Origin of the sequence: Microbacterium sp. MYb72 (assembly GCF_002979415.1) — a bacterium.
Lineage (GTDB): Bacteria > Actinomycetota > Actinomycetes > Actinomycetales > Microbacteriaceae > Microbacterium > Microbacterium natoriense.
Genome location: NZ_PCOT01000017.1, coordinates 42,167 through 63,012 on the forward strand (window position 1 = coordinate 42,167; position 20,846 = coordinate 63,012).

Genomic DNA, 20,846 nt, shown 5'->3' on the forward strand with positions numbered 1-20,846 from the left:
GTGGGGGCGTGACGGATACGCGTGAGTTCACGGATGCCCACGGCATCGCCATCGTCTACGACGTGCACCCCGCGGCGGGTGTCGCGCGAGGGGTGGTGCAGCTGCTCCACGGAGTCGGCGAGCACGCGGGCCGCTACGGCGCGCTGATCGCCGCCCTCACCGACGCCGGATTCATCGTCTACGCCGACGACCACCGAGGCCACGGGCGCACCGGCATCCGCCAGCACGACGGACCTGCAGGGCTCGGCCACCTCGGCAAGGGCGGCATCCGTGCGACGAAGGAGGCGATCTGGCAGCTCACGGGCATCATCCGTGAAGAGAACCCCGATCTCCCCCTCGTGCTCCTCGGGCACTCGTGGGGATCGTTCCTCGCGCAGATGCTCGTCAACGACCACCCGGAGGCGTGGGATGCCGTCATCCTCTCCGGCTCCGCCCTGCGCACGCCGACCTCCCTGAACGCCGCCCCGCTGAACGCCCGCTGGGCAGGGGAGGGTGCGACGGGACTCGAGTGGCTCAGCCGCGACCCCGCGGTGTGGAAGGAGTTCGACGAGGACCCCCTCACCACCGACGTCCCGCTGCTGAAGCTGTTCGGCCCCATCGAGGCCGCGAAGCTCTACGGCCGCCCGCGCAAGGACCTCGGCCGCGACATCCCGATGCTGCTCCTCGTCGGCCGCGACGACCCGGTCGGCGGCCCCCGCAGCGTGCACAAGCTCGCCGACGAGTACCGCTCGCGCTCTGGTTTGACCGATGTCACGACGCTCGTCTACCCCGACGCCCGGCACGAGATCTTCAAGGAGCTGCAGCAGGAGGAGGTGCGCGCCGACGTCCTCGCCTGGCTCGACGCGCACATCGCCCGACGCTGAGCCGCGCATTCCCTCGACCCCGAAACATTTCGCTCGGAGTCGTGACGTTACGTCGGGTGTAACCGGATGACGATGCGCGCGCGCCAGCCCTCTCCCTCCCCGTAGATTCGCGGCGAGAGGGAGGTTCTCCGATGGGCTTCGAGGATGACTGGCGCGGCTGGCACGCGTCGCGGGAGAGCTACGCGGGCGCCGAGTACGGGCCGTCCGCGCTGGAATCGACGAACTGGCTGATCACCGAACCCGCCGCGGTCGACGGGGTCCCGGGGCTCTGGGCGCTCACCGGCGACGGCGGCATCCGGGGCAGCGACCTCGGAACGGCGGGGGCCAGCGTCACCCTGCGCGGAACCGAGACGATCAGGTTCGGCAGGCGCGAGCTGCGCGTGTTCGAGCGCAACGGCACGATCGGCCTCCGGGTGTTCAACCCGCAGCGGCCGCAGCGGCAGCGGTTCAGCGCGATCGACGCCTACCCGCCGCGGGAGGGCTGGCGGGTGCCCGCCGTCTTCGAGGAGACGCCGGGAGAGAGCATCACCATCACCGCAGTAGACGGCGAGGAGCAGGATTCTCCCGTCGCCGGGCGACTGCACTTCACGCTCGACGGCATCCCGCTCTCCCTCACGGTGACGCGCGGGGCGCAGGGGGCGCTCAGCGCCGTGTTCGCCGACGCCACGAACGGCATCGAGACGTACCGGTTCCGGTTCCTGCCGATCGACGAGCCCGCGGCGGACGGGAGCGCCTGGATCGACTTCAACAGGGCGTATCTGCCGCCGTGCGCGTTCTCCGACCAGTTCGTGTGCCCGCTGCCCCCGGCCGGCAACCGCTACACGGCGTCGATCCGCGCGGGCGAGCGGGCGGTGATCCTCGGCCGGTGAGGCTCCTCGCGCCTTAAGCTGGAGGGGTGCACGGTGAATACAAGGTCCCCGGAGGAAAGCTCGTCGTCGTCGACGTCGAGGTAGAGGACGGCAGGCTCGCGGGATTCCGCCTCGCCGGCGACTTCTTCCTCGAGCCGGACTCGGCGCTCGACGACATCAACGCCGCGGTGAACGGCCTCCCCGCCGAGGCGGACGCGACGGCCATCGCCGCCGCCGTGCGCGCCGCGCTGCCCGACGGCGCGCAGCTGCTCGGGTTCACCCCCGACGCGGTCGGCACCGCGGTGCGTCGTGCGCTCGTCACGGCCCCCGGATGGCGTGACTTCGACTGGGAGATCGTGCACGAGAAGGCCGTCTCCCCGCGCATGAACCTGGCGCTCGACGAGGTGCTCACCTCGCGCGTGGGCGAAGGCCGCCGGCGCCCCACGCTGCGCATCTGGGAGTGGGACCAGTCGGCCGTGGTGATCGGCTCGTTCCAGTCGTACCGCAACGAGGTCGACCCCGAGGGCGCAGCTCAGCACGGCTTCGACGTCGTCCGCCGCATCTCCGGCGGCGGGGCGATGCTCATGGCCGCCGGGCAGATCATCACGTACTCGCTCTACGTGCCGGCATCCCTCGTCGCCGGGATGACCTTCGCCGACTCCTACGCGTTCCTCGACGACTGGGTGCTGCAGGCGCTGCGCTCCCTCGGCATCGACGCGGTCTACCAGCCCCTCAACGACATCGCCTCCTCGTCGGGCAAGATCGGCGGCGCCGCGCAGAAGCGCCTCGCCAACGGCGGGGTGCTGCACCACGCGACCCTGTCGTACGACATCGACGGACAGGTCATGACCGAGGTGCTGCGCATCGGCCGCGAGAAGCTCAGCGACAAGGGCACGACGTCCGCCGCCAAGCGCGTCGACCCGCTGCGCAGCCAGACCGGCCTGCCCCGCGCCGAGATCATCGAGCGCTTCAAGGACACCTTCCGCTCGCTCACCTCCGCGGAGGACGGTGCGATCACGGCCGACGAGTACGCCGACGCCGAGGCCCTCGTCGCGTCGAAGTTCGCGACGGACGCGTGGCTGCACAGGGTTCCGTGACCGACCCCTCGGAGGAACCCGGGGCGGCAGACGCTCCAGGAATTCGGACGGATGCAGGAATCTCGGACGATTCTGCGGCATCCATCCGAAAAACGGACCAGTCTCCGAAAAACGGTGCGGTGACCGTGGGTGCGGTGACCGTGATCGAGGGCGACAATCTGGTGGCCGCCGCCACGCTCCCCTCCGGATCGTTCACGCTCGTGTACCTCGATCCGCCGTTCAACACGGGGCGCACGCGCGAACGCCGGGTGATGACCGCCACGCGGATGTCCACGACTCCGGAGGATCGGGTCGATACCGGGGCGGATGCTGCCGAAGCTGGCGGATCCGACGCAGATCTCCGGAGTTCTGGCACGGAGCCGAGCGAGTCCCGCGGTGCGGAACCGGCGAGACCGGAGCCCGAACCCGAGACCGAGGTGCGGCACGGCTTCCACGGGCACCAGTACGAGCGGGTGCGCGGGATGCTCCGCGCCTACGACGACCGCTTCGACGACTACGGCGACTTCCTCATGCCGCGGCTCGAGGAGGCCTGGCGGCTGCTCGCCGACGACGGCACGCTCTACCTGCACCTTGACTACCGCGAGGCGCACTACGCCAAGGTGATGCTGGACGCGGTCTTCGGGCGGGACTGCTTCCTCAACGAGCTGATCTGGGCCTACGACTACGGCGCCAAGTCGCGCCGCCGCTGGCCCACCAAGCACGACACGATCCTCGTCTACGTGAAGAACCCGCGCGAGTACGTGTTCAACTCCGACGACGTCGACCGGGAGCCGTACATGGCCCCCGGGCTGGTCACGGCCGAGAAGGCCGCACGGGGCAAGCTCCCCACCGACGTGTGGTGGCACACCATCGTGCCGACGACGGGGCGCGAGAAGACCGGGTACCCGACGCAGAAGCCCGCCGGCATCCTGCGCCGCATCGTGACGGCGTCGAGTCGTCCGGGAGACAGGGTCCTCGACCTCTTCGCCGGATCCGGCACGACGGGGGCCGTGGCGTCGGCCCTGGGGCGCGACGCTGTGCTCGTCGACGACAACCCCGAGGCGATCAGGGTCATGAGCGAGCGGATGCCGCACGCCGAGGTGACGCGGGTCGACTGAGTCAGGCCGGTCGTTCTGTCGGCGGAGAGTCCGGTTCGTCGGCCGAAACAGGCGGATCCGACCGGCAGCGCGAGCTTCGCACCGGCATGTCGACCTGCAGCGCAGGCAGGCAGGCAGGGCGGGCAGGCGAGCAGGGCAGGCGGGGCGGCGGTGCCTGCGCCGCCGCCACCGGGCTACGGGCGCAGCAGCGCGATGAACCGTTCGATGTCGGCGGCCATGTCGAGCGTCGGGTCGAGCATCCACGCGGACTGGAGGCCGTCGGCGAGGGCGTGCAGCGAGCGGACGACCCAGGCGGGGTCGAGGTCGGCGCGGATGCCGCCGGCATCCTGCGCCTCGATGACACCGGCGATCGCGGCGCTCTCGACGGTGGCGGTGCGGGCGCGGAAGTAGGCGTGCGCCGGGTGCTCCGGGTCTCCGGCCTCGGCCGCGAGCTGGGAGTAGAGCTGGACCAGGCCGGGCACCGAGGCGTTGTGCCGGATCACGGCGAGGAAGGCCTCGGTGGTGTCCTCCCCGACGTACTCCAGCTCGTCGCGCTCGTCGCGGGCGCGGAGGATGGCCACGAACAGCTCCTCCTTGGTGCCGAAGTAGTGCAGGAGTCCGGCGGGGCTCAGACCTGCGGCATCCGCGATCTCCCGCACCGACGCCTTGCGGTATCCATGCGCCGCGACGACGGACAGCGCCGCCTCGAGGATCTCCTCGCGCTTGATGACGCCCTTCGCGTATGCCCCTCGAGTCGCCATGACCCCAGCGTAAACCGGCGGCGCCGATCGCGAAAACCGAACGAAGTTCGTGAATGGCTTGCAAGGTCGGCATCCGATCTGCCAGCATGTCTCATGAATACCGAATGATGTTTGGTATTGGTCCTGAAACCGCTCAACGAGGAGCCCCCATGTCTCTCTCCCCGCTCGACCCGGCCGCCGAGATCGCGGCCACCGGCGTCATCGCCACCGAACCGCCGTCCGCAGGCTCTCCCGCCGCGAGTCCGCCCGCGAATCGGCGGCTGCTGCCCAGCATGCTGATCTCGTCGCTCACCCTGTTCGCCACCTACGGCGGCCTCATCGCGATCCTGCTGCCGTCGCAGATCGCGCTCCTGGACGAGAAGAACAAGGTCGCGAACCTCGCGATCGTCACGACCGTGTCGTTCGTCTTCACGCTGTTCGCGCAGCCCCTCGCCGGCGCCTTCAGCGACAGGACGCGCTCGCGCTTCGGCCGCCGAGCGCCGTGGATGGTCATGGGCGCGATCGTCGGTGGCATCTTCCTCTTCGGCCTGGGGTCGCTGACCGACATCCTGTGGATCACGGTGTTCTGGGTCGTCATCCAGGTCGCGCTGAACTTCCTCCAGGCGCCGCTGACGACGATCACCGCCGACCGGTTCCCGCGGTCGAAGCGCGGCGGCGCGAGCGCGATGATCGGACTCGGCACGCAGCTCGGGATGACGGTCGGCGTCATGATCGCGGCCGCACTCGGCTCGCAGATCGGGATCGGCTACTCCACCTTCGGCATCGCGGTGATCGTGGTGACGGTCCTGTTCGTCCTCCTCAACCGCGACTGGTCGTCCAAGAGCGCCCTGGTCGAGCCCTTCAGCTGGGGCGCCTTCTTCAAGGGCTTCTGGATCAACCCGCGCAAGCACCCCGACTTCGCCTGGGCCTTCGGGGCGAGGTTCCTCCTCATCCTCGGCTACTTCGTGGTCGCGACCTACCAGCTCTACCTGCTCACCGACTACATCGGGATGTCGCTCGTCGAGGCGCAGGGCGCGACCCTCACCCTGACGCTGATCCCTCTGGTCCCGACGCTGATCGCCATCGTGCTCTCCGGGTGGCTGAGCGACAGGCTCGGACGCCGCAAGGTGTTCATCTACGTCGCCTCCGTCGTCATGGTGGCGGGGCTCTCGGCGCCGATCTTCCTGCCGAACATGACGGGCATGATCATCATGAGCGTCGTGAACGGCATCGGGTTCGGTCTGTACATGTCGGTGGACGCCGCGCTGATGACCGAGGTCCTGCCGAGCGAGGGCACCGCGGCGGGCAAGGATCTCGGCATCCTCAACGTCGCGACCAACATCCCGCAGGCGATGAGCCCCGCGATCGCCGCGGTGATCATCACGTCCTTCGGCGGCTACGCCATGCTCTTCGGCTTCGCGATCGTCTTCGTGATCCTCGCCGCCATCGCCACCGCACCGATCAAGGGAGTCCGCTGATGACCGAGAATACGACCATGACCGATTTCGAAGAGGTGGACACCGCGGCAGGGCGGGTGCGCGGACGCTGGCGCCCGACGACGGGGACCGGACGGATGCCGCGGTCGGCGGCGTTCCTCGGCATCCCGTTCGCCGAAGCCCCCGTCGGGCCGCTGCGATTCCAGGCGCCCGTGCCCAAGGCTCCGTGGGAGGGCGTGCGCGACGCGCTCGAGTTCGCCGCCACCGCGCAGCGCGGCGACCCGGGTGTGACGCTGATCCCCGAGCCGTCCGTGCCGGGGGAGTCCACCCTCAACGTGAACGTCTTCACGCCCGATCCCGAGGCGGCTGGCCTGCCCGTGCTCGTGTGGATCCACGGTGGAGGCTACTTCGCCGGGTCCCCCGCGAGCGCCTGGTACGACGGCCGCAACTTCAACCGCGACGGCGTGGTCACCGTGTCGATCTCGTACCGGCTCGGCTTCGACGGCTTCGGGTGGATCGAGGACGCCCCGTCGAACCGCGGCATCCGCGACTGGCTGCTCGCCCTGGAGTGGGTGCAGCAGAACATCGCGGCCTTCGGCGGCGACCCCTCGCGCGTCACGATCGCCGGGCAGTCCGCCGGCGGCGGCGCGGTGCTCACCCTGCTCGGGATGGAGAAGGCGCAGCACCTGTTCCACGGCGTCTACGCGATCTCGGGTGCGCTCGCCGACGTCTCGGCGGAGCGCGCCGAGAAGTTCGGCCGAGGGCTGGCCGCGGCCGGCGGGGTCGCCCCGACCGTCGCCGGCTTCTCCTCTCTCGACGAGGAGCGCGTGATCGCGCTCCAGAAGAAGGCGACGGAGCTGGGCCCGAGCTCTCTCGGCAGCATCGTCGAAGAGGGGCTTCCGCTCGGCCCGTCGATCGACGGCGACCTTCTCGTGCGTCCGACGCGGGAGTCGCTGCGGGCGGGCGTCGGCGCCGACAAGCCGCTGGTGATGGGCGCGACCGACGACGAGTTCACGATGGCCTTCTCGGGGGTCGCGAAGAAGCTGCGCTGGGTTCCCAAGGCGTTCCTGCTGAACAGGCTCGGGATGCCGAAGGGCGCGATGCGTCCCTACCTGGCCGCCAACCAGGACGCCCTGGAGCGCGGCACCGCGGGCATCGCCGGGCGCCTGCTCACCGACAGGATGTTCCGCACCGCCGTGCTGAACATCGCCGAGGACCGCGGGGACGCTCCGACCTGGCTGTACCGGTTCTCCTGGCCGTCCGGCACATTCGGTTTCGCCGAGCACTGCCTCGACGTGCCCTTCTTCTTCGACTGCCTCGACGGCCCCGCGATGGTGCCGCTCGCCGGCCCGAACCCGCCCCAGGCCCTCGCCGATCAGGTGCACGCGGCCGCGACCTCGTTCATCGAGACGGGCGACCCCGGTTGGCCCGTCCACGAGGGCGATCGCGGCGTCGTCCGCGTGTGGGACACGCCGGTCAGCGACGTGGTCGACGGGTACGCGTCGGTGCGTGCGCTGCGGGAACCGGTGTCGTGACCGCGGCATCCGGGCGGGAGGGGCAGGCCCCTCCCGCCAGTCCGTCGCGCCCGCGTGCGCTGCTGTGGACCGCCGTCGCCCTGTTCGTCGTGTTCGTGCTGCTCGGCGTCGGCGTGCTCGCCTCCCCGCCGTCTCCGTGGACGCAGGCGCTCGACGACGCGTGGCGGGCGCTGCTCGGAGTGGGGCCGGAGTCGGCGCTGCCGGCCGGTCCGGTGGCGCAGCTGTTCCAGAACCTCGGCGCCCTGCCCGGCTTCGCGCTCATGATGATCGTGCTGCCGCTCGCGCTCGTCGCGATCGGGCGCTGGCGATCCGCGCTCTTCGTGATCGCCGTGCAGCTCGCCGGCCCCGGACTGCTCTCGCAGCTCACGAAGAACCTCGTCGATCGACCCCGCCCCGCCGCCGACGAGGCCGCGGGTCTCTTCGGGCCACTCGTCATGGTCGACCACGGATCGTTCCCCTCGGGGCACGCCGTGAGCACGGCGACGGTGATCGTCACGGTGTTCGCGCTGATTCCGGCATCCGCGGTGTGGATGCGCCGCATCTGGACAGTCGTCGGCGTGCTGCTCGCGATCGGCATCGTGTGGCAGCGCACGCTCATCAACGCGCACTGGTTCAGCGACACGCTCGCCGGACTCATCGGAGGCGCGGCGGTCGCGCTGCTGCTCTGGTGGGCGTTCGAGCCCTGGCTGCGTCGGGATCGAGCCCGGAAGGCGAGCTTCCTCGGCCGCTGAGCGCTGAGCCCCGGTACGGCGTGGGGTGGCGCCGCGCGGCGCTACCCCACGCGGTACGCGCGGTAGTGCACGGCGCTGGCCAGGCGCTGCGCCGACGCGAGGAAGAGGCTCTGCTGCAGGTGGGCGAGCGCCGGGGCCGAGGTCTCGACCGTCACCGTCGTGCGGAAGGAGTACAGCGCCGGATCGACGTCCTCCCCGCGGCCCAGCCGGGCGAGCACCTCGGGCGAACCCGTGCGCAGCCCGCGGGCGTGGAGCAGCAGGAGGTCGCCGGATGCCGTGCGCGCCGAGTACCTGCTGTCGATCTCGATCGTGCCGTCGGGGCGGACGAGCTGCCAGTCGGCGCCGCCGGGCAGGACCTCCGCGTCCACCTCTCCGCTCACCCGCCCGCCGAGGATCGGCACGACCCTGCGGTGGCCGGCGCTGGTGCCGAGGTGGTCCTCCAACGGGCCGAGCGCGACCTCGACGTCGAAGGCGGGGGTGAGCGTGGGGACGGGCAGGGTCATCGGTCGTCCTTCGGGTCGTGGGGAGCGGATGCCGCGGCATCCGCTCCGGTGAGCACGGTGCACAGCCTCTCGAGCACCGGAACCGCCGCGGAGAGCACCGCGCGCTCCTCCTCGTCGAGGGCATCGGCCGCGCGCGCCACGAGCGCGGAGTGGGCGGCGTCGAAGCGGTCGAACAGATCGAGCGCGCGCGCCGAGGCGCGGACGACGACGCGGCGACCGTCGGCCGGGTCGGGGGTGCGCTCGACGAGATCATCGGCCTGCATGGCTCCGAGCAGGTTGCTCACCGTCGGACGGCTCAGACGCAGCGTCGCCGCGATCTCGGCCGGACCCTTCGCGACACCGCGCGGGAGGGTGCGGAGCACGTCGATCTGCGCCTCGGAGAGCTCGGGGAGGCGGGCCTCGGCACGGGTCGCCGCGAGCAGCGCCCGCCGCAGCGGGGAGATCACGCCGGCGAGGCGGGCGGCGTCGAGAGCGCTCATCGGTCCGCCCTCGCGCTCAGCGACGGACGCTCGTTGAGCGTCTCCGGGAGGAAGCCCGCCGCGGTCTTGTAGTCGGCGGCGATCCGCTCGCGCTCGGCGCGCGGCACCACGTCGTCGATGTCGGCGAACCCCTCGGGCGCGCGCTCGGCGGCGACGAGCATCACCCGCTCGGGGCCGGTGGCCCTGGTGCCGGCGAGCAGGGCGGTCATCGCGGGACGGCGGTCGTCCTCGTAGCGGGTGAGCGCCTCGTCGATCGAGTCGGCCGTGGCGAGGTGGAACGCGAGGGTGCGCGCGTCGAGGATCGCCTGTGAGCCGCCGTTCGAGCCGTTCGGGTACATCGCGTGCGCGGCGTCGCCGAGGAGCGTCGTGCGGCCGAAGGTCCACCGGGGCAGTGCGTCGCGGTCGACCATCGGATACTCCAGGATCTCCTCGGCTGCGGCGATCGCCCCCGGAACATCGAGCCAGTCGAAGCTCCAGTCGCGGAACAGCTCCGCGATCGGCGCCGGGTCGATCGCCCGGTTCCAGTCGGCGTCGCCCGAGCCCCCGACGCGCTTCTCGGCGATGAAGTTCACGAGCACCCGGCCGTCGGCATCGGCCTCCTGCAGCGGATACGCGACGAACTTCTGCTCGCCGTCGCCGGCCATGATCATGGTGCGACCGTCGAGGAACGCCGGGATGCGGGCGACCCCCCGCCACAGCGTCAGGCCGCTCCAGGGCGGAGCGCCCTCCGCGGGATAGCGCAGGGCGCGCAGGGCGGAGTGGATGCCGTCGGCACCGACGACCACGTCGGCCGTCGCCTCGACCTCGCCGTCGGCCGTCGCGAATCGCGCGGTCTCGGTGCCGTCGGCGTTCGAGCGGATGCCGATGAGGCGGTGGCCGAGACGGATCGGCTCGGCCAGCCGCGCGTCGGCGAGATCGCGCAGGGCCAGCTGCAGCCGCCCGCGGTGCACCGACAGCTGCGGCCAGCGGTACCCGGCGGCGACGCCGCGCGGCTCGTCCCAGATCGCCTGCCCGAAGCGCGTGAAGTACGCGAGCGTGCGCGGCTCGACCCCGAGCGCGGCGATCGTCTCGGCGACGCCCAGTTCGGTGAGCTCGCGCACCGCATGCGGGAGCAGGTTGATGCCGACCCCGAGTCCGCGGATGCCGGTGCTGCGCTCGTAGACGGTGACGTCCATGAGGCCGGCCTCATGCAGGCTGATCGCGGCGGCGAGCCCGCCGATGCCCGCGCCGACGACGATGATCTTCATCGATCTCTCCCTCTCGCACCCGCCGTGGGCGCCGGAGATAGTTTTGCAACAAAACTAGTTTGGGCGCAAGAGGGGGTTCAGTCCTGGGCGGCCGCGCGGGCGGCGGACTCGAGGATGACGTCGACCCCGAGCAGGAAGAGCTCCCGGTCCTGCAGGTCCGACAGCAGGACGCTGTGCTCCGCGATCAGCGGGAACTGCCGCGGATCGGCGAGGAGCGGGGAGTCGATCCACGGGCTGTCCGCGTCGTCGTCCTCGGCGACCGCGCGCGCCCTGGCGATGCCGGCTGCGACCGACAGGACGTGCGAGGCGAGCAGCGCGTAGTGATGCACGAGAGTCTGTCCGCGGAGCCCCGCCTGATGCAGAGCGTCGAGCATGAGCTCGATGGCGGCGAGTTCCCCGGGGCCGTGGGTGGTCAGCGTGGTCGCCTCGGTGCCGATCGCGGGGTGGCGGACGTACAGCGCGAGCGTCTCCTCGGCGAGTGCGCGCAGGCGATCCGCCCACTCCTCGACGGGCAGGGAGACGGATGCGGCGGCGCGGCCGTTCAGCTCGTCGAGGAGCGCGCCCATCAGCGCCTCCTTGCTCGCGAAGTGCCGGTAGATCGCCGTGGGGTCCGCACCGAGCCGTGCGCCGAGGTCGCGGACCGAGATCGACGCGACCCCGGTCGCCGCGAGCTCCATGCCGGCCTCGATGATCACCGCGCGATCCAGCCGCACGCGGGTTGATGCCTTGTCGTTCGCCATCGTCTCTCCGGTCTTCCTCGCTCCATCGTGCCATGACGCGGCGCGATCTCCTCAGCAGACTACGGCCGCGCAACAGTCATGACAACAGTGTTGACATTGCCGATGACGACGGATAGCTTTATCGCGATCCTGCAGCTTCGACGACGAAGAAAGGCGCGCGATGACGAGCGACATCATCTTCCACGGAGGTCCCGTGTTCACCGGAAGCGGTGCACCCCTCGAGAACCACGCGGTCATCGTCCGCGGCGGACGCATCGCGGCCGTGGTCCCCGAGACCGACCTCGCCGCCGCATCCGACGCCCGGCGCATCGACCTGCGCGGAGCCCTGCTCAGCCCGGGGTTCCAGGACGCGCACATCCATCCGGTCGGCGGCGGCATCGAGCTGCTGCAGTGCAACCTCACGGATGCCGAGAACGCCGAGGAGACCGCAGCCCTCATCCGCGCATACGTCGCGGAGAACCCCGAGGTCGAATGGGTTCTCGGCGGCGGCTGGGGCATGGACCACTACCCGGGCGGCAACCCGCCCCGGCAGCTGCTCGACGAGGCGGCGGGCGGACGACCCGTGCTGCTGCAGAGCCGCGACCACCACAGCACCTGGGCCAGCACCGCGGCCATCGAGCGCGCCGGCATCACCGCCGAGACCGTGGATCCCGAAGACGGCCGCATCGTCCGTGAAGCCGACGGGTACCCCGCCGGGACCTTCCACGAGGGCGCGGGCGACCTGTTCGCCCAGGTGCGCCCCGCGACCTCGGACGAGCTCGCCTACCAGGGGCTGCTGCGCGCGCAGGACGAGCTCATCGCCCTCGGCATCACCGGCTGGCAGGACGCGATGGTCGGCGCCGGGGTCGCCGGCATCGCCGATCCGCTCGGCGCCTACGAGCGGGCCATCGAGGAGGGAACCCTCAAGGTGCACGTGGTCGGAGCCCAGTGGTGGGTGCGCGACGGAGGCATCGAGCAGGTCGAACGGATGATCGCCCGGCGCGAGGCGGCAGCGGCGGCTCATCCCGACCGCCGCCTCGATCTCGGCACCACGAAGATCATGGTCGACGGCGTCGCCGAGAACCAGACGGCCGCGATGCTCACGCCGTACCGCGACGGCTCGGGGCACGACACCTGCAACCACGGCCTCAGCTTCATCGCCCCCGAGAACCTGCGCCGCTACGTCACCGCGCTGGATGCCGCAGGGCAGCAGGTGCACATGCACGCGCTCGGCGACCGGGCGGTGCGCGAGGCGCTCGACGCCCTCCAGGATGCTCACGACGTGAACGGCGCGACCGACGGCCGGCACCACCTCGCCCACCTGCAGATCGTCGCGGAGGACGACGTTCCCCGCTTCGCGGAGCTCGACGCCATCGCGAACATCCAGGCGCTGTGGGCCACGCACGAGGACCAGCTCGACGAGCTCACCCTCCCTTTCCTCCAGGACGGGCAGGAGGCCAGGCAGTACCCGTTCGGGGACTTCGCACGCGAGGGCGTCCGCTTCGCCGCCGGCAGCGACTGGCCGGTGTCGACCGCCGACCCGATCGCGGCCATCCACATCGCCGTGAACCGCACCGTGCCCGGCTCCGACCGCGGCCCGCTCGGCGGCGCCCACCAGCGTCTCGACCTGGAGACCGCGCTCGCCGCGTACACCTCCGGCACCGCGTACGTGAACCGCCGAGAGGGCGACACCGGCAGCATCCGCGAGGGCTATCTCGCCAACCTCGTCGTGCTCGACCCGAACCCGTTCGCCGGTCCGGCATCCGAGATCCACCGCACCCGCGTCGCCTCGACCTGGATCGAGGGGCAGCCCGTGTACGAAGCCGAATCCGCCACCACCCGCAAGGAGTCCTGATGTCGCGCATGTTCCTCCGTGGCGGCGCCGTCGCCGTCGCCGGCATCCTCTCGGTCGCCGCCCTGGCCGCCTGCTCGCCCGCCGCCGGGGGAGGAGGCGCCGACGAGCCGATCGACTGGAAGATCACGTCGACGACCGCGGCCCCCAGCGGCGACATCGACTCGTTCACCTTCGCGAGCTACTCCGAGCCGTACTCGCTCGACTACGCCTACGCCTTCGACTACTCCGACAACCAGGTGCTCGCGAACGTCTGCGAGTCGCTCCTGCGGCTGAACCCCGACTTCTCGCTCACGCCGGCCCTCGCCGAGTCCGTCGATCACCCGACGCCGGAGACCTGGGTCTACACCATCCGCCAGGGCGTGACGTTCCACGACGGCACGCCGTTGACCGCCGCCGACGTCGTCGCCTCCATGTCGCGCCACCTCGACCCCGCGGTCGGATCGTCGTGGTTCTCGGTGTACCAGAACGTCGTCGACATCTCGCAGACGGGAGAGAACCAGGTCACCGTGACCATGTCGGGTCCCGACTCGCAGTTCAACCTCTCGATGGGCGGCTCTGCGGGTGTGATCGAATCCGCGGCGACCCTCGCCGAGAAGGGCGCCGACTACGGCAACTCGACCGGAGGGGTCAACTGCACCGGGCCGTTCTCCTTCACGACGTGGGAGTCGGGGGAGTCGATCACCCTCACGCGCTACGACGGATACTGGGACGAGGATCTCCGGGCACGCTCGGGCGAGGTGACGTTCGTCTTCATGGGCGACTCCACGGCGCGGGTGAACGCGATGAAGTCGGGCAGCGTCGACGGCGGCTGGATGATCCCGATGGAGGCCGTGCCTCAGCTGCGCGCCTCCGGCAAGGGCGACGTGCTGTTCGGCCCCTCCACCGCCGTCGGCAACATCGTGATCAGCGACCTCGACGGCCCGCTCGGCGACCTCAGGGTGCGCAAGGCGCTGCTGCTGGCGATGGACCGCCAGGGCATCGTGCAGGCCGCGGCCCGAGGCGTGGGCGAGGTCACCGACGTCATGACCACCGAGTCGGTCTGGCGAGACGGATCGGATGCCGCCCGCACCACAGCTTTCGACGACATCACCCACTACGAGCAGAACCTCGAGGAGGCGAAGAAGCTCATCGCCGAAGCGGGCGTCGAAGGGGAGACCCTCACCTACGTCACGGCGCCGATCGGCAACGACTTCGCCGTCATCTCACAGGCCACGGCCGCGGCCGCGCAGTCGATCGGCCTGAAGGTGAAGGTCGAGTCCGTGAGCCCCGCCGCGTACACGGCGCTGTTCTCCGACCCGAGCGCCAGGGAAGGGGTCGACCTCTTCTACACGAGCTGGTACCTCTCCAGCCCCGACGCGCTCGAGATGTACTCGGTTCTGCGCACCGGCGAGTTCAGCAACTACGGCGGCTGGTCCGACCCCGAGTTCGACGAGGTCGTGAACCAGGCGATCGCCACCGACGACCCCGCCGCCCGGAGCGAGCTCACCGCGAAGGCGCAGCAGATCGCGAACGCCGAGCTGCCGTGGCTGCCGCTGTCGACCGGCCCGCTGTCGCTCTTCCAGGGCGAGCGCATCAGCGGGATCTCCCCGTCGATGGCCTTCCTCTACTACCCCTGGGCCGCCGAGGTCGGGGCTCGCTGAGGTCGGATGCCGCGCATCGCCCGGTGCGCGGCATCCACCCCTCTCCCGACACGGACGCCCTTCACCCCTGAACCCTGAGGAGATCACCCGATGCATGCCGCTCGACGCGTCGCCGGGAAGCTCGGCGGACTGCTGCTGACGCTGTTCCTCGCCTCGCTGCTCGTCTTCTTCTCGCGCTTCCTCGTGCCGGGGGATCCCGTGAGCTTCCTGCTGCGGGGCCGCAAACCCAGCCCCGAGGCCGTGGCGCAGGTCACCGCCCAGTACGGCCTCGACCGCTCGCCGATCGAGCAGTACCTCCGCTGGATCGGCGGCGCGGTGCGGGGCGACTTCGGCCGCTCGCTGCAGTTCCGGCAGGACGTGAGCGTCGTGCTCGGCGAGCGGCTGCCCGTCACGCTCACCCTGGTGGTGATGGCGGGCGCGATCATCGCGGTCGTCGGGCTCGTGCTCGGAGCCGTGGCCGCCCTGAACAGGGGCCTGCTCGTGGACCGCGTCGTGCTGATCGGACTCACCGTGCTCGGGGCGATCCCGTCGTTCGTCGGCTCGATCATGCTCATCGCGGTGTTCTCGGTGCAGCTCGGCTGGTTCCCCTCGTTCGGGTCGGGGGAGGGCTTCCTCGACACCGTCCACCACCTGGTGCTGCCCTCCATCGCGCTGGCGATCGTGTTCATCGTGCTCGTCGGAAAGGTGACGCGCTCCGCGATGGTCGAGCAGCTGAGCCGGGAGCACGTCGAGGTCTCCACGAGCCGCGGCGTGAAGCGCTCGATCGTCGTGCGCCGACACGTGCTGCGCAACGCGCTGGGCCCCATCCTCACGGTCAGCGGCGTGCTCGTCGCCGGACTCATCGTCGCGAGCTCGATCGTGGAGGCCGCGTTCGGCCTCTCGGGCGTGGGCTCGCTGCTCGTCCAGTCGGTCGACCGCCTGGACTTCCCCGTCGTCCAGGCGATCGTGCTGGTGGTGGTGGCGGCGTTCGTCGTCATCAACGCGATCGTCGACATCCTCGAACCCTGGATCGACCCCCGATCCGCCGCAGGAGCTGGTGCCCGATGACCTCCTCGACCCCCACGCTGGCGGTGCGCGTCCTGCGCGCGCCGCGCATCCCCCGGCCGCCGATCCTCTTCGCGATCAGCGCCATCGTGCTCCTCGTCGTCACGCTGGCCGCGGTCCTCGCCCCGTGGATCTCCCCCTACGACCCGGATGCCGTCGACTTCACCGCGTTCTACGCCCCGCCGTCCGCCGCGCACTGGCTCGGCACCGACGCGCTCGGCCGCGACATCCTCAGCCGCATCATCTGGGGCGGGCGCACCGCGCTGATCGGCCCGCTCGCCGTCGTGCTGTTCTCCACGGTGCTCGGCATCCTGCTCGGCCTCCTCGCAGGGTGGCGCGGCGGGTGGATCGACGCCGTCCTCGGCCGCGTGTTCGACGTGCTGTTCGCGTTCCCCTCGCTGCTGATCGCGATCATGGCCGTCGCGCTGTTCGGCAAGGGGCTGCTCGCCCCGGTGATCGCGATGAGCATCGCCTACGCGCCGTTCGTCGCGCGACTGACGCGGTCGCTCGTCGCCGCCGAGCGCACCAGACCCTACGTCTCGGCCTATCGGGTGCAGGGGTTCGGCGGCGCGTGGATCGCACTGCGCCGCGTGCTGCCCAACATCACCCCCATCGTCGGCGCGCAGTCGACGCTGAACTTCGGCTACGTGCTTGCCGAGCTCGCCGGCCTCTCCTTCCTCGGCCTCGGCGTGCAGCCGCCGACGGCCGACTGGGGCGGCATGATCAACGAGGCCCAGTCGGGCGTCGCCTCAGGACAGTTCCTCCCCGCCATCGCCCCGGCCGTGATCGTCGTGATCGTGGTCGTCGCGGTGAACATCATCGGCGAGGAACTGTCGGACCGCATCGGCGGATCGGAGTTCGCATGACCCTTCTCGACATCCGCGACCTGACGCTCGACCTGCCGAACGGCATCCGCCTGCTCCACGGCATCTCGCTGAGCGTCGCGCCAGGGGAGACCGTCGGACTCGTGGGCGAGTCCGGCTCCGGCAAATCCCTCACCGCGCGCTCCGTGCTCGGTCTGCTGCCCGACGGTGCCGCGCTCGGAGGCTCCGCGACGGTCGACGGCCGCTCGCCGCTTCGAGCAGGGGCCGATCGGCAGGAGATCCGTCGGCACGAGGCGGCGATGGTCTTCCAGGACCCCCGCGCAGGCATCAATCCCATGCGCACGGTCGGCGATCACGTCACCGAGGCGCTGCGGCTGTGCGAGGGCTGGCCTGCGGGGAAGGCGCGCGACCGCGCCGTCGAGCTGCTGACCGCCGTGCGGCTGCCCGCGCCGAGCGAACACCTGGAGCAGCATCCCCACGAGCTCTCCGGAGGCATGCTGCAGCGGGTGATGATCGCGGGGGCGCTGAGCGCGTCGCCGAAGCTGCTCGTGTGCGACGAGCCCACCACGGCGCTCGACGTCACCACCCAGGCCGAGATCGTGCAGGTGCTGCGCGACCTCTGCGCGCAGACCGGGATGGGGATGCTGTTCATCACCCACGACCTCAACCTCGCCGGATCCCTGTGCGACCGGCTCGTCGTGATGAAGGACGGCGCCGTCGTGGAGGAGGGCCCGGCCCGATCCGTGCTGACCGCGCCCGCAGCGGACTACACCCGCAGGCTGGTCGCGGCGACGCCGAAGCTCACCGGCGCGGTGACGGTGGCGCCCGAGACCTCCGCCGACGCCCAGCTCGTGGTCACCGGGGTGGGGAAGACCTATCGTCGCCGGGGGCGCAGCGACGTCGCCGCCGTGGTCGACGCCGAGCTCGTGATCCCCCGAGGCGGTTCGCTCGCCGTCGTGGGCGAGTCGGGCTCGGGCAAGTCGACGCTCGCGCGCATGATCGTCGGGCTGGAGGAGCCGGATGCCGGGGAGATCCGCATCGGCGGTCGCTCGATGGCCGGCATCCCCCGCACGCGCGCGGAGCGCCTGGAGCGCGCCAAGAGCGTGCAGATGGTGTTCCAGGACCCGTACCTGTCGCTCGACCCCCGCATCCCGGCCGGGCGCGCGATCGAAGACGTGCTGACGCTGCACACGGGGCGCACCGGCGCCGCGGCACGCGCACGGGCGCTGGAGCTCCTCGTCGCGGTCGGCCTCTCCGAGGAGCACCTGACCGCGCGACCCCGCACCCTCTCCGGGGGCCAGCGCCAGCGCGTCGCGATCGCCAGGGCGCTCGCGGTGGAGCCGGAGCTGCTCGTGATGGACGAGGCCACCAGTGCGCTCGACGTCTCGGTGCAGGCGCAGGTGCTCGATCTCGTCGCCGGCATCCGTCAGCAGCAGGGGCTCACGCTGCTGTTCATCAGCCATGACCTCGCCGTGGTGCGCCGAGTGTGCGCCGAGACGATCGTGATGAAGCGCGGACGCATCGTCGAAGCCGGACCCACGTCGCAGCTGCTCGATGATCCGCAGCACGAGTACACCCGCCTGCTCATCGACTCGGTGCCCGTCCCCGTCGTGTGAAGATCGGGGCCGCCGCCGTCACTTTGTCGGCGCCATGGACGCTGTGCCGGCGGACGCGCCGGGGCTGCGCCGGCATCCGGTGTCTCGCGCCGACAGGACGACGACGGATGCCGGGACGAGGCCAGCACGACCAGCCCGCCACGGCGGCTCAGGCCACGTACACCTTGCGGAGCGTCTCGGTCACGGTCCACACGGTCTGCATGCCCTCGGCCAGACGCACGAGAGAGCCGGGGCCCACCTCCAGCGGCGGCAGAGGAGGCGACACGAACTCGATCACGGCGCGACCCGACAGCACGACGAAGACCTCGTCGGCCTCGGTGTCGGATGCCGTGCCGGGGGTCATCTCCCAGATGCCGACCTCGGTGTCCCCGACGGTCGCGAGGGGCAGCAGCGCCGCGGTCGGCGACCCGGACACGACCGTCGCCGCGGGCAGCGCCTCGTGCGGGAGATCGACGGCGCGCGCATCGATCCCGGATCCCGCGTCGATCCCCGACCCCGCGTCAGACCCGGCGCCGGCGTCAGCCCCGGACCCCGCGTCGGGCCCGGCGCTGGCGACGGCGACGGCGTCGACCCCCGACCCGGCGCCGGCGTCGAGTCCGGACCCGGCGTCGAGCGCGCTCACGAGTCGAACCCCATGCCCACGGCGTCGAGCGCCTTGAGGAAGAGGTTGCGCTTCCCGTCGTTGTGGTCGGCCTGGTTCATCGCGGCGCGGACCAGGTTGATGCCGATCGCGGCGGCGGGCTCCGGCGGGAACGGGATCGGCTTCTCGCGCACCATCTTCAGCTCGGTGCGCTCGGTCTCCTCACCCGACAGCTTGTCGAGCATGACGTCGGCCGCGAAGCGCGCGGCGCCGACGCCCAGTCCGGTGAAGCCGGTCGCGTACGCCACGCGGCCCTTGCGCGCGGTGCCGAAGAACGCGCAGAAGCGGCTGGACGAGTCGATCGCCCCCGCCCAGCGGTGCGTGAACGTCAGCCCCTCCAGCTGCGGGAACGTCGTGAAGAAGTGCGAGGCGAGCTTGCGGTGGCTCTCCATGCGGTCCTCGTACTCCGGGCGCACCTTGCCGCCGAAGTGGTAGATCGCGTCGTAGCCGCCGAACAGGATGCGGTTGTCGGCGGTGAGCCGGTAGTAGTGGAACTGGTTCGCGCTGTCGGCGAGGCCCTGACGGTTCGACCAGCCGATCGACGCGAGCTGCTCAGCGCTCAGCGGCTCCGTCATCAGCACGTAGTCGTACACGGGAACGGTCATGAGGCGGTTGCGCTTCAGCAGCGACGGGAACACGTTGGTCGCGAGCGCCACGGCATCCGCCGTCACCCGCCCGCCGGGGGCGATCAGAGTGATCGGACCCGACCCGTCGCCCTCGACGCCGCGCACGATGGAGTGCTCGTAGATCTCCACGCCGAGCTCGACGGCGACGCGGGCCAGCTCCATCCCGAGCTTCGCGGGGTGCACCATCGCGCAGCCCTCGCGGTCCCAGTCTCCGGCGAGGAACGTGGGGGAGTGCACCTCGGCCTGCACCGCGGACTCGTCGAGGTAGCCGTGCTCCTCCCGGTACCACTCGACCTGGTGCGGCTCGACCGCGACGGCCAGCTGTCCCGTGCGCTCGAAGTCGACCTTCATGTCGTACTTCGCGACCGTCGCCTCGATCGCGTCGAGGTTCTCGAGCCCCAGCTCCTCGAGCCGGTCGATCTCCTCGGGCCAGCGGTTCACGCCGTTCTCGTGCCCGTGGGTGAGGCTGGCCTCGCAGAAGCCGCCGTTGCGACCCGACGCCGCCCAGGCGATGCGCGAGGCCTCCAGCAGCACGACGCGCCGCTCGGGATCGCGCTCCTTGGCGCGGACGGCCGTCCACAGGCCGGCGTATCCGCCTCCGACGATGGCCAGGTCGGCCGTGATGTCGGCGGAGAGCGTCGGGTGCTCGACGCGTTCGACGTCGTCGAGCCAGAACACCCCGAGCGCGGTGTCGCGCAGGGAGGCGTCGATGACCGACTCGGCGGGCTTCTGGCGTTCGAAGACGGTGGTTCCCATGATCACTCCGTTGCGATCGGGGCGCGCGTCAGCGCGTGCCCCAGTTGTAGAGGTCCTTGTAGAGGCCCGCGTAGAGCAGGCTCTCGGTGTGCACGACGCCGGGGATGGTGCGGATGCGGGTCGCGATGAGGTCGATGAGGTCCTCGTCGCTCTCGCACACGGCCTCGACGAGGATGTCGAAGGTGCCGAGCGTGACGACGACGTAGGCCAGCTCGGTGATCTTGGTGAGCTCCTGCGCGATCGACCGCGGATCCTTGTCGACGCGGATGCCGATCATCGACATGCGGTGGAAGCCGAGCTGCATCGGATCGGTCACGGCGACGATCTGGATGATGCCCGCCTCCGTCATCCGCTGCACCCGCTGGCGTGCGGCGGCCTCGCTGAGCCCGACCGCGCGGCCGATCTCGGCGTAGGGGCGGCGGCCGTCCTCCTGGAGGAGCTCGACGATCCTCTTCGAGACGTCGTCCAGGGCGGGGTGCTTCGGAGTGCTGCTCATGTGTCGATATTGACAGGTTGAACACGCCCATGCAACTGATTCAGTTGTTTCGAGGGAGAAAGAGCTTCAGAATCC

Annotated in this window: 20 protein-coding genes; 12 read left to right on the forward strand and 8 right to left on the reverse strand. The window is 70.9% G+C overall.

Annotated features, from left to right (window positions below; genetic code table 11):
- Window positions 1-8 precede the first annotated feature (8 nt).
- The 4 genes from CQ047_RS10970 to CQ047_RS10985 all read left to right on the forward strand — a co-directional run bounded on the left by CQ047_RS10970 (window position 9) and on the right by CQ047_RS10985 (window position 3,905).
- The gene (locus tag CQ047_RS10970) at window positions 9-863 is read left to right on the forward strand and encodes an alpha/beta fold hydrolase (protein WP_105675144.1); all 855 of its coding nucleotides are present in this window, start codon (window positions 9-11) and stop codon (window positions 861-863) included.
- A gap of 131 nt (window positions 864-994) precedes the next feature.
- Entirely contained in the window at window positions 995-1,732 is a 738-nt protein-coding gene (locus CQ047_RS10975; RefSeq protein WP_105675146.1) for a DUF1684 domain-containing protein, read from the forward strand.
- A gap of 26 nt (window positions 1,733-1,758) precedes the next feature.
- Window positions 1,759-2,808, forward strand: coding sequence for a biotin/lipoate A/B protein ligase family protein (locus CQ047_RS10980; RefSeq protein WP_105675148.1), 1,050 nt, complete (start codon window positions 1,759-1,761; stop codon window positions 2,806-2,808).
- 134 nt (window positions 2,809-2,942) lie between these two features.
- The gene (locus tag CQ047_RS10985) at window positions 2,943-3,905 is read left to right on the forward strand and encodes a site-specific DNA-methyltransferase (protein ID WP_105675215.1); all 963 of its coding nucleotides are present in this window, start codon (window positions 2,943-2,945) and stop codon (window positions 3,903-3,905) included.
- Between the two features lie 173 nt (window positions 3,906-4,078).
- Here CQ047_RS10985 and CQ047_RS10990 read toward each other — a convergent pair whose 3' ends face one another.
- Entirely contained in the window at window positions 4,079-4,645 is a 567-nt protein-coding gene (locus tag CQ047_RS10990) for a TetR/AcrR family transcriptional regulator (RefSeq protein WP_105675149.1), read from the reverse strand.
- 149 nt (window positions 4,646-4,794) lie between these two features.
- Between CQ047_RS10990 and CQ047_RS10995 the strand changes: the two genes are divergently transcribed.
- Genes CQ047_RS10995 through CQ047_RS11005 form a run of 3 tightly spaced genes read left to right on the forward strand, consistent with a single transcriptional unit; the run spans window position 4,795 to window position 8,326 of the window.
- On the forward strand, window positions 4,795-6,102 hold the full coding sequence (locus CQ047_RS10995; protein ID WP_105675151.1) for an MFS transporter: 1,308 nt from the start codon (window positions 4,795-4,797) through the stop codon (window positions 6,100-6,102).
- A 17-nt stretch (window positions 6,103-6,119) separates the two neighbouring features.
- Complete coding sequence (locus tag CQ047_RS11000; protein ID WP_308737046.1) at window positions 6,120-7,595, forward strand: carboxylesterase family protein; 1,476 nt, start codon at window positions 6,120-6,122, stop codon at window positions 7,593-7,595.
- Entirely contained in the window at window positions 7,592-8,326 is a 735-nt protein-coding gene (locus tag CQ047_RS11005; RefSeq protein WP_105675155.1) for a phosphatase PAP2 family protein, read from the forward strand. The genes CQ047_RS11000 and CQ047_RS11005 overlap by 4 nt, the downstream gene beginning before the upstream one ends.
- 41 nt (window positions 8,327-8,367) lie before the next feature.
- Here CQ047_RS11005 and CQ047_RS11010 read toward each other — a convergent pair whose 3' ends face one another.
- From CQ047_RS11010 to CQ047_RS11025, 4 genes are all read right to left on the reverse strand, one after another.
- Window positions 8,368-8,829, reverse strand: coding sequence for a DUF3237 domain-containing protein (locus CQ047_RS11010; protein WP_105675157.1), 462 nt, complete (start codon window positions 8,827-8,829; stop codon window positions 8,368-8,370).
- Window positions 8,826-9,308, reverse strand: coding sequence for a MarR family winged helix-turn-helix transcriptional regulator (locus tag CQ047_RS11015; protein WP_105675159.1), 483 nt, complete (start codon window positions 9,306-9,308; stop codon window positions 8,826-8,828). Before CQ047_RS11015 ends, CQ047_RS11010 begins: the two co-directional genes overlap by 4 nt.
- Window positions 9,305-10,555, reverse strand: a complete 1,251-nt coding sequence (locus CQ047_RS11020; RefSeq protein WP_105675161.1) for a flavin-dependent oxidoreductase — start codon at window positions 10,553-10,555, stop codon at window positions 9,305-9,307. The genes CQ047_RS11015 and CQ047_RS11020 overlap by 4 nt, the downstream gene beginning before the upstream one ends.
- 77 nt (window positions 10,556-10,632) lie before the next feature.
- Window positions 10,633-11,295 carry a TetR/AcrR family transcriptional regulator gene (locus CQ047_RS11025; RefSeq protein WP_105675163.1) on the reverse strand — a complete coding sequence of 221 codons (663 nt, stop codon included), beginning with the start codon at window positions 11,293-11,295 and terminating at the stop codon, window positions 10,633-10,635.
- Between the two features lie 160 nt (window positions 11,296-11,455).
- On the opposite strand from CQ047_RS11025, the gene CQ047_RS11030 reads away from it, so the two are divergent.
- From CQ047_RS11030 to CQ047_RS11050, 5 genes are all read left to right on the forward strand, one after another.
- Window positions 11,456-13,129 (forward strand): amidohydrolase, encoded by a 1,674-nt coding sequence (locus CQ047_RS11030; protein ID WP_105675165.1) that lies wholly within the window; start codon window positions 11,456-11,458, stop codon window positions 13,127-13,129.
- Window positions 13,129-14,769, forward strand: coding sequence for an ABC transporter substrate-binding protein (locus CQ047_RS11035; RefSeq protein WP_105675167.1), 1,641 nt, complete (start codon window positions 13,129-13,131; stop codon window positions 14,767-14,769). The genes CQ047_RS11030 and CQ047_RS11035 overlap by 1 nt, the downstream gene beginning before the upstream one ends.
- 90 nt (window positions 14,770-14,859) lie before the next feature.
- Entirely contained in the window at window positions 14,860-15,816 is a 957-nt protein-coding gene (locus tag CQ047_RS11040; protein WP_105675169.1) for an ABC transporter permease, read from the forward strand.
- Window positions 15,813-16,679: an ABC transporter permease gene (locus CQ047_RS11045; protein ID WP_105675171.1), complete on the forward strand. Its 867-nt coding sequence runs from the start codon at window positions 15,813-15,815 to the stop codon at window positions 16,677-16,679. The genes CQ047_RS11040 and CQ047_RS11045 overlap by 4 nt, the downstream gene beginning before the upstream one ends.
- Complete coding sequence (locus CQ047_RS11050; RefSeq protein ID WP_105675173.1) at window positions 16,676-18,253, forward strand: ABC transporter ATP-binding protein; 1,578 nt, start codon at window positions 16,676-16,678, stop codon at window positions 18,251-18,253. Before CQ047_RS11045 ends, CQ047_RS11050 begins: the two co-directional genes overlap by 4 nt.
- Window positions 18,254-18,401: 148 nt before the next feature.
- On the opposite strand, the gene CQ047_RS11055 is transcribed toward CQ047_RS11050, so the two are convergent.
- The 3 genes from CQ047_RS11055 to CQ047_RS11070 are packed head-to-tail and all read right to left on the reverse strand — an operon-like array spanning window position 18,402 to window position 20,771.
- On the reverse strand, window positions 18,402-18,875 hold the full coding sequence (locus CQ047_RS11055; protein WP_308737047.1) for a cupin domain-containing protein: 474 nt from the start codon (window positions 18,873-18,875) through the stop codon (window positions 18,402-18,404).
- Complete coding sequence (locus tag CQ047_RS11065) at window positions 18,872-20,275, reverse strand: FAD-binding oxidoreductase (RefSeq protein ID WP_105675175.1); 1,404 nt, start codon at window positions 20,273-20,275, stop codon at window positions 18,872-18,874. Before CQ047_RS11065 ends, CQ047_RS11055 begins: the two co-directional genes overlap by 4 nt.
- 28 nt (window positions 20,276-20,303) lie before the next feature.
- Window positions 20,304-20,771, reverse strand: a complete 468-nt coding sequence (locus tag CQ047_RS11070) for an Lrp/AsnC family transcriptional regulator (protein WP_105675177.1) — start codon at window positions 20,769-20,771, stop codon at window positions 20,304-20,306.
- Window positions 20,772-20,846 lie beyond the last annotated feature (75 nt).

Coding starts and splice junctions, on each gene's coding strand:
- CQ047_RS11050 (WP_105675173.1), top strand. CDS start 16,676: ATGACCCTTCTCGACATCCGCGACCTGACGCTCGACCTGCCGAACGGC.
- CQ047_RS11040 (WP_105675169.1), top strand. CDS start 14,860: ATGCATGCCGCTCGACGCGTCGCCGGGAAGCTCGGCGGACTGCTGCTG.
- CQ047_RS11000 (WP_308737046.1), top strand. CDS start 6,120: ATGACCGATTTCGAAGAGGTGGACACCGCGGCAGGGCGGGTGCGCGGA.
- CQ047_RS10995 (WP_105675151.1), top strand. CDS start 4,795: ATGTCTCTCTCCCCGCTCGACCCGGCCGCCGAGATCGCGGCCACCGGC.
- CQ047_RS11020 (WP_105675161.1), bottom strand. CDS start 10,555: ATGAAGATCATCGTCGTCGGCGCGGGCATCGGCGGGCTCGCCGCCGCG.
- CQ047_RS11030 (WP_105675165.1), top strand. CDS start 11,456: ATGACGAGCGACATCATCTTCCACGGAGGTCCCGTGTTCACCGGAAGC.
- CQ047_RS10975 (WP_105675146.1), top strand. CDS start 995: ATGGGCTTCGAGGATGACTGGCGCGGCTGGCACGCGTCGCGGGAGAGC.
- CQ047_RS11015 (WP_105675159.1), bottom strand. CDS start 9,308: ATGAGCGCTCTCGACGCCGCCCGCCTCGCCGGCGTGATCTCCCCGCTG.
- CQ047_RS11045 (WP_105675171.1), top strand. CDS start 15,813: ATGACCTCCTCGACCCCCACGCTGGCGGTGCGCGTCCTGCGCGCGCCG.
- CQ047_RS11025 (WP_105675163.1), bottom strand. CDS start 11,295: ATGGCGAACGACAAGGCATCAACCCGCGTGCGGCTGGATCGCGCGGTG.
- CQ047_RS10990 (WP_105675149.1), bottom strand. CDS start 4,645: ATGGCGACTCGAGGGGCATACGCGAAGGGCGTCATCAAGCGCGAGGAG.
- CQ047_RS11010 (WP_105675157.1), bottom strand. CDS start 8,829: ATGACCCTGCCCGTCCCCACGCTCACCCCCGCCTTCGACGTCGAGGTC.
- CQ047_RS11035 (WP_105675167.1), top strand. CDS start 13,129: ATGTCGCGCATGTTCCTCCGTGGCGGCGCCGTCGCCGTCGCCGGCATC.
- CQ047_RS11065 (WP_105675175.1), bottom strand. CDS start 20,275: ATGGGAACCACCGTCTTCGAACGCCAGAAGCCCGCCGAGTCGGTCATC.
- CQ047_RS11070 (WP_105675177.1), bottom strand. CDS start 20,771: ATGAGCAGCACTCCGAAGCACCCCGCCCTGGACGACGTCTCGAAGAGG.